The sequence below is a fragment of the Bradyrhizobium sp. ma5 genome (assembly GCF_042258955.1).
Lineage (GTDB): Bacteria > Pseudomonadota > Alphaproteobacteria > Rhizobiales > Xanthobacteraceae > Bradyrhizobium.
The window spans coordinates 5685451-5697815 of sequence record NZ_CP170156.1 but is presented as its reverse complement, the minus strand read 5'-3'; the positions used below and the strand labels follow the sequence as shown (position 1 = coordinate 5697815).

Annotated in this window: 13 protein-coding genes; 8 read left to right on the top strand and 5 right to left on the bottom strand. The window is 66.3% G+C overall.

Annotated features, from left to right (window positions below; all coding sequences use genetic code 11):
* Positions 1 to 26: 26 nt before the first annotated feature.
* Together ACE103_RS26695 and ACE103_RS26690 are read right to left on the bottom strand one after the other, a co-directional pair.
* A complete protein-coding gene (locus ACE103_RS26695) occupies positions 27 to 671 on the bottom strand; it encodes a response regulator (protein WP_375775503.1) in 645 nt (214 codons plus the stop codon).
* A 40-nt stretch (positions 672 to 711) separates the two neighbouring features.
* Positions 712 to 2082, bottom strand: a complete 1371-nt coding sequence (locus tag ACE103_RS26690; RefSeq protein ID WP_375775502.1) for a sensor histidine kinase — start codon at positions 2080 to 2082, stop codon at positions 712 to 714.
* A gap of 221 nt (positions 2083 to 2303) precedes the next feature.
* Here ACE103_RS26690 and ACE103_RS26685 point away from each other — a divergent pair, with 221 nt between their 5' ends.
* From ACE103_RS26685 to ACE103_RS26655, 7 genes are all read left to right on the top strand, one after another.
* Positions 2304 to 3071, top strand: coding sequence for a MotA/TolQ/ExbB proton channel family protein (locus ACE103_RS26685; protein WP_375775501.1), 768 nt, complete (start codon positions 2304 to 2306; stop codon positions 3069 to 3071).
* The gene (locus tag ACE103_RS26680; protein WP_223976185.1) at positions 3068 to 3757 is read left to right on the top strand and encodes a hypothetical protein; all 690 of its coding nucleotides are present in this window, start codon (positions 3068 to 3070) and stop codon (positions 3755 to 3757) included. The genes ACE103_RS26685 and ACE103_RS26680 overlap by 4 nt, the downstream gene beginning before the upstream one ends.
* Complete coding sequence (locus ACE103_RS26675; protein WP_375775500.1) at positions 3750 to 4358, top strand: hypothetical protein; 609 nt, start codon at positions 3750 to 3752, stop codon at positions 4356 to 4358. The genes ACE103_RS26680 and ACE103_RS26675 overlap by 8 nt, the downstream gene beginning before the upstream one ends.
* 625 nt (positions 4359 to 4983) lie before the next feature.
* The gene (locus ACE103_RS26670) at positions 4984 to 5118 is read left to right on the top strand and encodes a hypothetical protein (RefSeq protein ID WP_016843141.1); all 135 of its coding nucleotides are present in this window, start codon (positions 4984 to 4986) and stop codon (positions 5116 to 5118) included.
* A complete protein-coding gene (locus ACE103_RS26665; protein WP_223976189.1) occupies positions 5115 to 5708 on the top strand; it encodes a TetR family transcriptional regulator in 594 nt (197 codons plus the stop codon). The genes ACE103_RS26670 and ACE103_RS26665 overlap by 4 nt, the downstream gene beginning before the upstream one ends.
* Before the next feature lie 106 nt (positions 5709 to 5814).
* Positions 5815 to 6555, top strand: a complete 741-nt coding sequence (locus ACE103_RS26660; RefSeq protein ID WP_223976191.1) for a metallophosphoesterase — start codon at positions 5815 to 5817, stop codon at positions 6553 to 6555.
* Between the two features lie 5 nt (positions 6556 to 6560).
* Positions 6561 to 8024: a serine/threonine protein kinase gene (locus ACE103_RS26655; protein ID WP_375775499.1), complete on the top strand. Its 1464-nt coding sequence runs from the start codon at positions 6561 to 6563 to the stop codon at positions 8022 to 8024.
* An 11-nt stretch (positions 8025 to 8035) separates the two neighbouring features.
* On the opposite strand, the gene rpe is transcribed toward ACE103_RS26655, so the two are convergent.
* Positions 8036 to 8737 (bottom strand): ribulose-phosphate 3-epimerase, encoded by a 702-nt coding sequence (gene rpe / locus ACE103_RS26650; protein ID WP_375775498.1) that lies wholly within the window; start codon positions 8735 to 8737, stop codon positions 8036 to 8038.
* Between the two features lie 251 nt (positions 8738 to 8988).
* Here rpe and ACE103_RS26645 point away from each other — a divergent pair, with 251 nt between their 5' ends.
* Positions 8989 to 9819: an EF-hand domain-containing protein gene (locus ACE103_RS26645; protein ID WP_375775497.1), complete on the top strand. Its 831-nt coding sequence runs from the start codon at positions 8989 to 8991 to the stop codon at positions 9817 to 9819.
* Between the two features lie 200 nt (positions 9820 to 10019).
* Here the strand turns inward: ACE103_RS26645 and ACE103_RS26640 are convergent, their stop codons facing one another.
* Both ACE103_RS26640 and ACE103_RS26635 read right to left on the bottom strand, forming a co-directional pair.
* Complete coding sequence (locus ACE103_RS26640; protein WP_375775496.1) at positions 10020 to 11015, bottom strand: P1 family peptidase; 996 nt, start codon at positions 11013 to 11015, stop codon at positions 10020 to 10022.
* 118 nt (positions 11016 to 11133) lie between these two features.
* Positions 11134 to 12252, bottom strand: a complete 1119-nt coding sequence (locus tag ACE103_RS26635; protein ID WP_223976199.1) for a branched-chain amino acid ABC transporter substrate-binding protein — start codon at positions 12250 to 12252, stop codon at positions 11134 to 11136.
* Positions 12253 to 12365 lie beyond the last annotated feature (113 nt).

Sequence of the window (12365 nt, the reverse complement as noted above, 5' to 3'; positions counted from 1 at the left end):
CCGCGCTCACCCGGGCTACCAAGCGGCTACAAATTCGCCAGCCCGCATTCGACGGCCAGGCGGACCAGCTGGGCATCGGTCCGCATGCCGGTCTTGGCCTTGATCAGATAGTGGTAGTTCTGCACGGTCTTGGTGCTGAGGTTGAGGTTTACAGCGATCTGTTCCTTGGTGTGGCCTGCCGCGAACTGCCGGAGAATCTCGATCTCCCGCTCGCCGAGCTGGTCGAGCGCCGATTTGGACGGCGCCAGGCTCTCCAGCGCGAGCACCCGGGCGACGTCGTCGCTCATGGCATGTTCGCCGCGCGCCACCGAGCGGATCGCCGCGATCAGCTCGGCCGGCTCGCTGCCCTTGGTGACGAAGCCAGAGGCGCCGGCGCCGAATGCCGCCTTCACCTGGGCGGCCTCGCTGTGCATGCTGAACACCAGGATGCGGGCGTCGGCATCGCGCGCGCGAATGTTGCGGATCGCTTCCAGTCCGCTCGCGCCGGGCATCGAGATGTCCATCACCACCACATCGGGCTGGTGCGACTTGAAGGCGCGATAGGCATTGGCGGCGTTGTCGGCCTCGGCGACCACGCTGAAATCGTCCTGATGCTCGAGCACGCGCCGGTAGCCCTGGCGGACGACAGGATGATCGTCCACCAGGAGAATCGAGATGCTGCGACTGTTCACGTTCGTTGTCTTCGCGGCCATCGTCTTCGCGGTCGTCATCTCAGGCAGCAAGCGGAATCGTGGCGGCGACCGAGAGGCCGCGGCTGGCCCGCGCGATCGACAGCGAACCGCCGAGTGCGGCGACGCGCTCGCTGACGCCAGTAAGGCCGAAGCCCGCCGACTGCGCCACCTTGGCGGCATCGCCGCCGCCGTCGTCCTCGACGCGCACCAAGAGCGCGTTCTCGGCTCCGGTGCGCCGCTCGATCCGCAGCACGATCTCGCGCGCTGAGCTGTGGCGCAGCGCATTGGTCAGGCATTCCTGCGCGATACGATAGGCGGTCGCGGCGACCGTGCCGCTGATGTCGGCGAGGTCGCCCTGCATATCGAGCTGGATCATCGGCTGCGTCGTGCGCGATCGGCAGCTGTCGACGAGATCGACCAGGCTCGCCTCCAGCCCGAGCTCCTCGGCCGGCGGGTGGCGCAGGCGGTTCAGCGTATCGCGTAGGCAGGCGACGATGCGGCGCGTGGCCTGCGAGATCATCCGCGCATCCTGCGCAATTTCGGTGCCGGCGGCGTATTTGTCGCCGGCGCTTGCCTCGATCGTGGTGGCGAAGGCGAGGATCGCGGTGAGATTCTGGCCGAACTCGTCGTGCAGCTCGCGGGCCAGCACGCGGCGTTCGTCGCTGCGGATCTCGAGCAGCCGCCGCGTCAGCATCGTGCGCTCCTCCTCGGCCTGCGCGAGGCGGTCGCCGAGATCGCCGACGGCGCGTCCGATCATCGCGAGATCCATCGAGCGGACGCGCGGCAGCGGCGTGCGGTACTCGCCTTCGGCCATGCGCCGCAGCGCTGACACGATCGAGTGGGCGGGCGCCAGCGTATGCGCGATCGCGAGCGAGGCGAGCAGCGCGATGGCGAGCGCCATCAGCAGCGCGACATGGATGTTGTCCAGGATGTGGTGCCAGGCGAGCGCGATCGCGGCGTCCGGATCGGAGATGGCGCGGACGGTTCCAGCGGTCGCGGCGCGGGCGCTGATCGGCCGCTCGACGGTGGCGTGATCGCCGAGCACCGTCTGCACGGTAGCCGCGAACCAGCGCGGCGGCGCCTTGCCGATGCCCTTGCTCTGGCCGCAGAGCGGCTTCTCGAAGGCGCCGGCCGGTTCGAACTGCACGCAGATCCCCGGCGCGATCAGTCCCATGGTTTCGATGGTGCGCCAGTCCGGCGCCGGCAGCAGTTGCTCGCGCATCCGGTTGCTGCGCAGCAGCAATTCGCGCCAGTACAATGCTTCAAGCGCCTGCGAGACCCGCTCGGCGGACGCCGACGTGGCGCGATCGACGCTGCGATAGGCATCGATCGTGGCCCAGCCGGTGGCCGCGCCGAGGCACAGCGCGACGATGACAAGCAGGCGGGCGACCAGTTGAAGCACGAGGCGCATGCGATCACTCCACAGCCGGGGCATGATCCAGAAAGAGGGGCGAAGCGTAACAGCAACCCTGTTCCCGGCAAGTGCAAGCATGCCCAGCCATGCAGGTCGGGAAATTTGCCCGACGAAACTTGGGCAGATGTCTTTGGACGACACACGCCGGCTCTGCTCTAACTGCAGGCGAGGCCGCCGCGGAGCCTCATGGAACAATCGCCACAGGGAGCTCGCGCAGCATGAATGCCAAGGTCGGCGCCGCCGCCGCATCGGCCGGCACGGATGCGGCGGAGCGTAGCGTTCTGCTGCTCTGGATGATCTTCACCGGCCTTTCAGTGTTCGCCGCCTTCCTGCTGTGGCGCTACGGGCTGATGCGCCTCATGGTCAATTCCGACCGCACCTACATCTCCAGCGTCATCGCGGTGCTGTACATCGTCACCTGCATCCATTGCTTCTGGCGGACGCGGGCGATTGCGCGGGAAGGGGAGGTTGCGCGCGGCTGCCGCGCCATCCTCGCCGCGCCCGACGGCGCCAAGGTGCTGGCGTCAGATGCGCGCGGCCTGCCCGGTGGCCTCGTCACCGATCACATCAAGAGCCTGGTGCAAAAGGCCGATGCGCAAGCCAAAGGCCGCATCGACCAGACCCTGCTGCTGCGGACGCTGGCGGATCGCCTGCGCGGCTCGAACGGATTTGGCGCCTTCGTCTCCGACACGCTGATGAAGCTCGGCCTGCTCGGCACCATCATCGGCTTCATCATCATGCTGGCGCCGATCGCCTCCCTCGATGCCGCCGACAAGGTCGCGATGAAATCGTCGATGGGCCTGATGAGCGACGGCATGGCGGTCGCGATGTACACGACGCTGGCGGGACTGATCGGATCGATCCTGGTCCGGATCCAGTACTACATGCTGGATTCCGCGACCCAGCGGGTGTTCTCCGATGCCGTCGTGCTGACCGAGACGCATGTCACCCCGGCGCTGGAGCGCCGCCTCGGTACGCCGTCATGATGGATGAGTTCGGGCTCTATCCGCGCGAGGAGCCGTTCGATCCGCTCGGCGTCATGCTGTTCAAGGCGCTGCAGGTGATCGCGTTCCTGTTCTTCCTCGCGCTGCTTTCGGTGTCGCCGGACTCCAAGGAAGGCAAGATCGACTCCAAGGCGGAGTTCATCATCACGATGGACTGGCCGGACAACCATCCCGACGATCTCGACCTGTTCGTGCAGGACCCGGCCGGCAACATCGCCTGGTACCGGCATCGCGAGGCCGGCTTCCTGACGCTCGATCGCGACGATCGCGGCGGCGCCAACGACTTCATCGTCGTCAACGGCAAGAAGATCGCGTCCCCGATCCGCGAGGAGATCGTCACCTTGCGCGGCGTCGTCGCCGGCGAATACACCGTCAACGTCTCGCATTTCCAGGCGACGACCGGCGAGCCGGTACAGGCCAATGTGAAGGTGCAGAAACTTAACCCGACCGCGCAGGTGATCTTCGACGACAAGCTGACCGTCGATCATACCGGCGACGAGAAGACTGCGGTCAGGTTTCGTCTCGATGCCGAGGGCAAGGTGATCAACGTCGACCGGCGGCCGAAATCGCTGCTCGAGACCTTCCGCAGCAGCTGGCGCAACGGCGCCGACCTCGATCCGAACACCGGCGTCCCGAAATCCGGCGTCAGGGTGCTCCGCAATGATTAGCCTGCAATCAGTGATCCTCACGCTCGCGGTGGCCTACGCGATGGTCGGTGCGCTGCTGCTGATCGTGCTGGTCTATGCACGGCTGCACTGGTCGCTGAAGGCTGTCGTCATCGTCGTCACCAGCGCGTTCTATTTCGTCAGCTTCGGCGGCATGCGCGGGCTGCTCGGCTGGGCCTCCGCGGAGAAGCTGCCGGCGAATTTCAAGTTGCTCTCGACGCGGATCGTGGAGCCGCATTCGCTGGAGGGCGATCCGGGCTCGATCTATCTCTGGGTTGAGGAGCTCGATGAAGACAACCGGCCGAGCGCGGTGCCGCGCGCCTTCCGGATTCCCTACAGCGACGCGTTGGCCGATCAGACCCACACCGCCGACAACGAGATCAAGGCCGGGCATCCGCAGGGCGGGCGGGCGGCGGATTTCGGCGGCGGCGACGGCACCATCATGGATTTCGTCCGGGAGTACATCACTCCGAAGACGATCGTGGAGACATCAGGCGGCGATTCCACGACCGGGACCTTCGTGCCGCCGCCGGCCGGCGCGCAAGGGTCGGTCTTCACGCCGCTGCCGCCGCCCCGGATGCCGCCCAAGGACGAGCAGCGATAGGGGGGCGTGTACCCGGCGAATGGCATAAAAATAGGGATCGCCAATAATCGGTCAGCGGGGTGGACAGTAGTCAACCGGAATTCCTCAACTCCCTGAACCGTGTAGTCTGTGGATAACCGGGGCTAGATTTCATCCCCAAGCCATTTTCCCGGCAAAGGGGCCGCTGCGTGAGGCGGCCCCTTTCGATTCCGGCACCCGGTTCCGGTGCCGTGAGGCGGCCTCAGAGCACCGTCAGGAATGCGATCGCGAGAACCATCAGCCACCCGACGATGACGAGCGAGACCACCGCGCCCGCGGTGATCTTGGCGATCTCCTTGAAGGTCATCGGCCGGTCCATGGCAGCCTCTCCCGGGGTAACCGTAGGAGACATAGGCACGGACCGGCGGATCGCCCGGCTGCTCACGGAACGTTGTTGCGCGCCATCCAGAACCCGGGCCAGCGACCCCGATGGGCCCATCCAGGCCGCATAGCTGTCATCTCGCAAAGTTTGTCTGACAGATATTGAAATCTGTCAGCGAGATGGTGTATATACTCAACAGCCCAAGGGAGGAGGGCGCCCAGTGGCTGTTCCGGCGTTTGGCCGGGGGAGCCGTACTTAATTTGACTACCTCGAAGGACTACCTCCATGACGATAGAAATCTTTCAATTGACCGCCCAGATTCAACAGTGGCTCAACCTCCGCGTCGCCCGCCATTTGGCAGCTCAGGCCGCCAAGTTCACGCGCGGGCAGGACAGCGATAACCAGACGGTAAACGCATGAACGAGGCGGTGGTTTTGACTCCGGAGCGGATCCTCGAAGCAACCGAGGATGTTTTGAGGCGCTTCGGGCTCGCCAAGGCCACCGTTGTCGACGTCGCCCGGGCGCTGGATGTCAGCCACGGCAGCGTGTACCGCCATTTCCCAAGCAAAGCTTCGCTCCGCGACGCGGTCGCCAAACGGTGGCTCGACCGCGCCAACGAGCCGCTGTGCAAGCTCGCAGCCGGCGATGGCCCTGCGCCGGAGCGGCTGGAGAAATGGCTGCGCACCGCCTTCACGATCAAGCAGAAGAAAGTCTGCGACGATCCCGAGATGTTCGCGACCTATCTCGCGCTCGCCCAGGGCGCGCGTGAGGTGGTGGAAGCGTACAAGGACAAGCAGGTCGATCTGATCGCGAAGATCCTGTCAGATGGTGTCGCGCAGGGCGTGTTCGAGGTCGACAATGTGAAGACGACCGCGCGGGCCGTGTTCGACGCAACCGTCCGCTACCATCACCCGGCGCATGCCGAGGAATGGGCCAAGCCCGAATGCCCGTCGCGGATCGACGCCCTGATCGCCCTGCTGCTGCGGGGCGTGCAGGTGTGCAAGCACTAACCGACCTTTCTTCCAACATCCTCTGACCAGCTGATGCCTTTGGCCCGATTGCGAGCCCGGGGCCGCGTGTGCTTGATATCGGGCAGGATCAGTCACGCGGACCACGATGCGGCTTGCACTCTTTGCCGATATTCATGCCAACAGACAGGCCTTCGCGGCCTGCCTGGATGCCGCGCGTGCGCGCGGCGCCAAGCGGCTGATCTGCCTCGGCGATGTCGTCGGCTACGGCGCCGATCCGGAATGGGCCGTCGACACGGTGATGGACCTCGTCGCTGATGGCGCGATCGCGGTGCGCGGCAATCATGACAATGCGATCGGCGTGCCGAGCGACAGCATGAATGCCGACGCGCAGGCCGCCATCGACTGGACCCGCGGCCGGCTCAGCGGCGAGCAGAAGGCGTTCCTCGCCGAGCTTCCGATGTCGCGGGAAGAGGACAACCGGCTTTACGTGCATTCCGAGGCGTCCGACCCCGTGAAATGGCGCTACGTCCGTGACACCTCCGATGCCGCGCGCAGCATGATGGCAACCGAGTTGCAGATCACCTTCTGCGGCCACATCCATCGTCCGGGCCTCTACTCGATGTCCTCGACCGCGAAGATGACGAGCTTCGTTCCGACCGCGGGTGTTGCGGTTCAATTGCTGACCGGCCGGCGCTGGCTCGCCGTGCTCGGCTCGGTCGGCCAGCCGCGCGACGGCGATCCCGCCGCATCGTTTGCGATGTTCGACACCGCAAGCCGCGAGATCACCTATCACCGCGTGCCCTACGACGTCGCGACCGCCGCGGCGCGGATCAAGGCGAGCGGCCTGCCGCTGTGGCTCGCCGATCGCCTCGCCGTCGGCAGGTAATGCCGATGGCGGCGCTGACGATGCAGCCGGGCGCCGAGATCGATGGCTTCACCATCGGCGAGCGCGTGCACCGCGGCGGCATGGCGACGCTGTGGAGTGTCACCCATCCCGGCATCACCGTGCCGCTTCTGATGAAGGTGCCGCTCACCTCGGAGGGCGAGGATCCGGCCGCGATCGTCAGCTTCGAGATGGAGCAGATGATCCTGCCGCGGCTGTCGGGGCCGCACGTGCCGGCCTGTTTCGGCAGCGGCGACTTCGAGCGCCAGGCCTATGTGGTGATGGAGCGCATCCCCGGGCAGACGCTCTACAGGCGGCTCGGCGAGCTGCCGTTGCCGTATGAGGAGGTGAGGGTGATCGGCGGCAAGGTCGCCACTGCGCTCGCCAGCCTGCACCGGCAGAACGTCATTCATCACGACATCAAGCCGAGCAGCATCATGTTCCGCGAGCGCGGCGAGGCCGTGCTGATCGATTTCGGCCTCTCGCATCACCAGCATCTGCCCGATTTGTTGCAGGAGGAGTTTCGCCTGCCTTACGGCACCGCGCCCTATATGGCGCCGGAGCGCCTGCTCGGCGTGCGCGACGATCCGCGCAGCGATCTGTTCTCGCTCGGCGTGCTGCTGTATTTCTTCACGACCGGCGTCCGCCCGTTCGGCGAGACCGAGACCCTGCGCGGCATGCGCCGGCGGCTGTGGCGTGATCCGTATCCGCCGCGCAGGCTGCGATCCGACTATCCTCCGTGGTTGCAGGAGATCGTGCTGCGCTGTCTGGAGATCGATCCAGCCGCGCGCTATCCGACCGCGGCGCAGCTTGCCTTCGATCTTGCCCACCCCGAGCAGGTCAAGCTGACGGCGCGGGCGCAGCGGCTCGATCGCGATCCGCTCGGCACGGTCTGGCGCCGCCGCTTCAATCTCGGCGCGATGCCGCCGCAGCCGAAGTCCAATGCGGCGGCGCAGCTCGCAGCGAGCCCGATCGTTGCGGTCGCGCTCGATCTCGGCGAGGGGACCGAGGCGCTGAACGAGACCATCCGCGTCACCGCCGAGCAGGTGCTGTCGACGTCGCCGTCGGCGCGGCTCGCCTGCGTCAACGTGCTGAAGCTCAATCGCCTGGCGATCGACCGCACCCATGACGAGCAGGGCCAGAACAAGCATGTCGACCACCTGGTGGCGCTCCAGCATTGGGCGCGGCCGTTCAGGCTCGAGGAGGGGCGGCTGACCGTGCATGTGCTGGAGGCGATCGATCCCGCCGCGGCGATCCTGGAATTCGCCGCGGTCAATCTGGTCGACCACATCATCATCGGCGCGCGGCAGAACTCGGTACGGCGCGCGCTGCTCGGCAGCGTCTCCGCCAAGGTCGCAGGCGAAGCGCCGTGCACGGTGACCGTGGTGCGGCCGTCGCGGCTGATGCCGATGACGGAGGCGGGCGACGACACGGCGGCCAGTGCCGCGGTCATGCCGCCCGCGTTGTTCTAATCCTTGGTCGGCTAGATCGCTTCGCCGCGCGCCTGGGCCGCTGCGTGGCGGATCGCGGCGATGTTGGTCTTGTAGGCCTCGACGGTGCCGCCCTTGAACACGGCCGATCCCGCGACGAAGGCGTTGGCGCCGGCGGCGGCGAGCTGGCCTGCAACGTCGGGCGCAACGCCGCCATCGACCTCGATGTCGATCGGCCGGCCCGCGACCATCGCCCTGACGTCGGAGATCTTGCCGATCGCCGAGCGGATGAAGGCCTGGCCGCCGAAGCCGGGATTGACCGACATGACAAGCACGAGGTCGATCAGGTCGAGCACATATTCGATCGCGCTCACAGGCGTTGCCGGATTGAGCGAGACGCCGGCCTTCTTGCCGAGCGCGCGGATCGCCTGCAGCGAGCGATGCAAATGCGGGCCGGCCTCGGCATGCACCGTGATGTGGTCGCAGCCCGCCTTGGCGAACGCCTCGAGATAGGGGTCGCAGGGCGAGATCATCAGGTGGGCGTCGAAGATCTTCTTGGTATGCGGCCGCATCGCCTTGATGACATCGGGGCCGTAGGAAATGTTCGGCACAAAATGGCCGTCCATCACGTCGAGATGGATCCAGTCGGCGCCGGCCTGGTCGACGGCGCGGACCTCCTCGCCGAGCTTTGAGAAATCCGACGCCAGGATCGACGGGGCGATAACGAGGGGACGCGGAGTGAATGACTGAGTCATAGCGCAGTTCCGAAAGACTTCAGGGGGCGACGGGTGATCCCGCCTAACACGCTGACGCGTGGCGGGCAATGCGAGCGGACGGTACCTCGGAGCCGGAAAATTCTGCCGCCGGCGGCAGCTCTTGCCGGGTTCGCGGAACCCGCAACAATGCGCCAAGGCCTGGTTTTATTGGGTTTTTGCCATGGCACGCCGCTTGCTGCGCCTTTGCCAAGCGTTTGAGCCGCCATGTGCGGCCTTGTTGGAGTATTGCCATGTTATTTGCCATTGGCGCTGCGTCATCCGCCATTGATCTCTTGAGCTCGCTGATGTCGTCGAAGTCGACGACACAGACCGGCAGCTCCACGCAGGGAAATCAGTCGACCGGGCTGTTCTCGGCCGCGACCAGTAGCTCGACGTCGACCAGCGCCAGCGCGGCGACCGGCTCAGCGGGCGGCAGCAGCTCCACGCCGATTTCTCCGCTGACCATGAGCGCGCTGCTCGACGCGCAGAGCCAGTCGCAGACCACGGCCTCGACCAGTGCGACCCCGACCAGCCGGTCGGATGCGCTGAAAGACCTGTTCTCGCAGATCGACGCCGACGGCAACGGCCAGATCACCAAGTCGGAATTCGAGAAGGCGCTCGGCGCCGGCGGCACCAACACCGCGCAGGCTGACGACGTGTTCTCCAAGCTCGATACCAATGGCGACGGCAGCGTCAGCCTCGACGAGATGTCGCAGGCCTTGCAAGGCCACAAGGGCGGCGGCCATCACCATCACCACGCGGCCGGCGGCGCGACCGATGGATCCGGAGCCAGCAGCGGCGCGGGCGGATCGAGTTCCGATCCGTTGATGCAGGCGCTGAACGGCGCGACCTCGACCTCGGTGACCAACAGCGACGGCTCGACCACGACGACCATGACCTATGCCGACGGCTCCAAGGTATCGATGACGTCGCCGGCCGCGGCCTCCACCACCAGCAGCGCGACCTCGTCCTCCGCCGGCAGCAACGCCACCTCGTCCTACAATTTCATCGAGCAACTGATCCAGCGCCAGTCGCAGGCGATCTCGGCCCAGGCCTCCTCGTCGCTGTCGGTCAGCGCTTAAGCGGCACACTTCGCATTAGATAGAGCAGGCAGTCTCCGCCTCGCCCCGCGTGCGGGGAGAGGCCGGAACGCATCGTGAGATGCGTTCCGGGTGAGGGGGAGTCTCCGCGAGTTGGTCTATCACCGTCAATGCGGCGGCGCCCCTCACCCCAACCCTCTCCCCGTAAGAACGGGGCGAGGGAGCGCACTGCCTTCGCGGCCCTAACCGAATTTGTCCCGCCAGCTCGGCAGCGCGCCGGCGAAGGGCAACGCGGTGGCTGAATGGACGCCGCGGGCGATCGCGCGCGCCACCGTGTTGGCGGCGATGCCGCCGAGCTTGGTCAGGCCGAACAGCGGATCGACCGGCTTTACGCCGGTGGCCGCCGCAAACACCACATCGCCGTCGAGCGGGGCGTGCACCGGATAGATCGCGCGCGCCATGCCGGTCTGCGCGATCATCGCAAGGCGCCTGGCCTGCGGCTTGGTCAGCTGCGCATCGGTCACGACAACGACGAGCGTGGTGTTCTCGGCGGCGGTGGCATCCGCGCCGCCCTTCAGCCGCATCTTCAGCATGTCCTGATTGAACGCAGGCGGCAGGCCGCGCCCGCCGAACTCGCCGTCGACCTCGAACGGCGCCGCCCAGAACCACGGGCCGCTGCCGACCGTGACGCTGCCGACCGCGTTGACCACCGCGAGCGCCGCGACCTTGACGCCGTCGTCGGTTACGGCGGACGCCGAGCCGAGGCCGCCCTTCAAATTGGCGGTGGTCGCGCCCATGCCGGCGCCGACACTGCCGAGCTCGAAATTGTCGGAGGCGGCATTGGCGGCCGCGTAGCCGAGATCGCGATAGGGCGGAAAGCGTCCCCACGCCTTGTTGCCGCCGTTGAGCAGGTCGAAGCAGATCGCGCCCGGCACGATCGGGATCACCGCATCGCGGATGCGAAAGCCGCGGCCGCGCTCGGCAAGCCAGGCCTGCACGCCGCCGGCGGAGTCAAGCCCGAGCGCGGAGCCGCCCGACAGCGTGATGGCGTCGATCGCTTCGACGACGTTATGCGGGGACAGCAGCGCGTCCTCGCGGGTGCCTGGGCCGCCGCCGCGGACATCGATCGAGGCCACCGCCGGCCGCTCGAACAGGATGGCGGTGACGCCGGAGGCGATCACGGCGTCGTCGGCGTGGCCGACGCTGACGCCGGCAATATCGGTGAGAAGGTTTTTCACGATTTGAGTCCGTCCGCCTGCTGTCCGATCGATCCGGTATAGCAGCCGCGGCCGATAAGCAAAACGCCCCGGCGAGCCGGGGCGTTTCGTATCTCTGATCAGGTCAGATGCGAGAGGCTCAGGAGCCCTTCGGATTGATCTCGGTGTAGTTGCCCTTGGCGTCCCACTTGTAGACGACGTAGTCGATCGCCTTGATGTCACCCTTGGCGTCGAAGCCCATCTTGCCGAGCACGGTGTCCCAGTCGCCGGCCTTGATGGTCTCCATCACCTTCTTGGCGTCGGTGGTGCCGGCCTTGGCGACGGCCTGCGTCCACACCTGCATCGCGGCGTAGGTGTAGAGCGTGTAGCCCTCGGGATCGATATTCTTGGCCTTGAACTTCTCGACGATCGCCTTCGCGGTCGGCTTGTTGCGCGGATCGGGGCCGAAGGTGAACAGCGTGCCTTCGGCGGCGGGGCCGGTGATCGAGGCGAACTCCTTGTCGTTCATGGCGTCGCCCGCCATCAGCACGGTCTGTAGGCCCTGGTCGCGCATCTGGCGCAGGATCAGGCCGGCTTCCTGATGGTAGCCGCCGACATAGACCAGATCGATATTGTCGCGCTTCAGGCGCGAGACGATCGAGTTGAAGTCCTTGTCGCCCTTGTTGTAGGACTCGAACATCTTCTCCTGGAAGCCGGCCTTGTTCAGCGCCTTCTTGGTCTCGTCGGCGAGGCCTTTGCCGTAGGTGGTCTTGTCGTTCAGGATCGCGACGTTCTTGCCCTTGAAGCTCTTCATGATGTAGTCGGCGGCGACCAGGCCCTGCTGGTCATCGCGGCCGCAGACGCGCGCCACGTTCCAGAGCTTGCGCTCGGTGAACAGCGGATTGGTCGAGGCCGGGGTGATCTGCAGCACGTTGGCGTCGGCATAGGCCTCGGAGGCCGGGATCGACGACGACGAGCAGAAATGGCCGGCCACGAACGGTATCTTCGAGGAGCCGATCTTTTCCGCGATCGAGCGCGCCTGCTTCGGATCGCAGGCATCGTCGTCGGCTTCCAGCGCGAGCTTCTTGCCGAGCACGCCGCCAGCGGCGTTGATATCGGCGACTGCCTGCTCGGCGCCGTTCTTCATCTGCCGGCCAAAAGCGGATTCGGAGCCCGTCATCGGGCCCGCGACTGCGATGGTGATGTCTTGCGCGAACGCGCTCGCCGATAATGCGAACGACGCGCCCAGTGCCAGGCCGATCAGCTTCAGTGATTTCATGAGACGTCCCTCGTGGTCGTTGCCTCTTGCGGAAGGGCCCGGCACGCCGGGCCCCAAAACCGGCGGCATTCTCGGCTGATTTCGCGGCGAAGTCACCGGCAATTTTCAGGCAA

What these genes read in the sequence shown, in the direction of transcription:
- ACE103_RS26690 (WP_375775502.1), bottom strand. Translation starts at nt 2,082, where the DNA reads ATGCGCCTCGTGCTTCAACTGGTCGCCCGCCTGCTTGTCATCGTCGCG.
- ACE103_RS26685 (WP_375775501.1), top strand. Translation starts at nt 2,304, where the DNA reads ATGAATGCCAAGGTCGGCGCCGCCGCCGCATCGGCCGGCACGGATGCG.
- ACE103_RS26680 (WP_223976185.1), top strand. Translation starts at nt 3,068, where the DNA reads ATGATGGATGAGTTCGGGCTCTATCCGCGCGAGGAGCCGTTCGATCCG.
- ACE103_RS26675 (WP_375775500.1), top strand. Translation starts at nt 3,750, where the DNA reads ATGATTAGCCTGCAATCAGTGATCCTCACGCTCGCGGTGGCCTACGCG.
- ACE103_RS26670 (WP_016843141.1), top strand. Translation starts at nt 4,984, where the DNA reads ATGACGATAGAAATCTTTCAATTGACCGCCCAGATTCAACAGTGGCTC.
- ACE103_RS26665 (WP_223976189.1), top strand. Translation starts at nt 5,115, where the DNA reads ATGAACGAGGCGGTGGTTTTGACTCCGGAGCGGATCCTCGAAGCAACC.
- ACE103_RS26660 (WP_223976191.1), top strand. Translation starts at nt 5,815, where the DNA reads ATGCGGCTTGCACTCTTTGCCGATATTCATGCCAACAGACAGGCCTTC.
- ACE103_RS26655 (WP_375775499.1), top strand. Translation starts at nt 6,561, where the DNA reads ATGGCGGCGCTGACGATGCAGCCGGGCGCCGAGATCGATGGCTTCACC.
- rpe (WP_375775498.1), bottom strand. Translation starts at nt 8,737, where the DNA reads ATGACTCAGTCATTCACTCCGCGTCCCCTCGTTATCGCCCCGTCGATC.
- ACE103_RS26645 (WP_375775497.1), top strand. Translation starts at nt 8,989, where the DNA reads ATGTTATTTGCCATTGGCGCTGCGTCATCCGCCATTGATCTCTTGAGC.
- ACE103_RS26635 (WP_223976199.1), bottom strand. Translation starts at nt 12,252, where the DNA reads ATGAAATCACTGAAGCTGATCGGCCTGGCACTGGGCGCGTCGTTCGCA.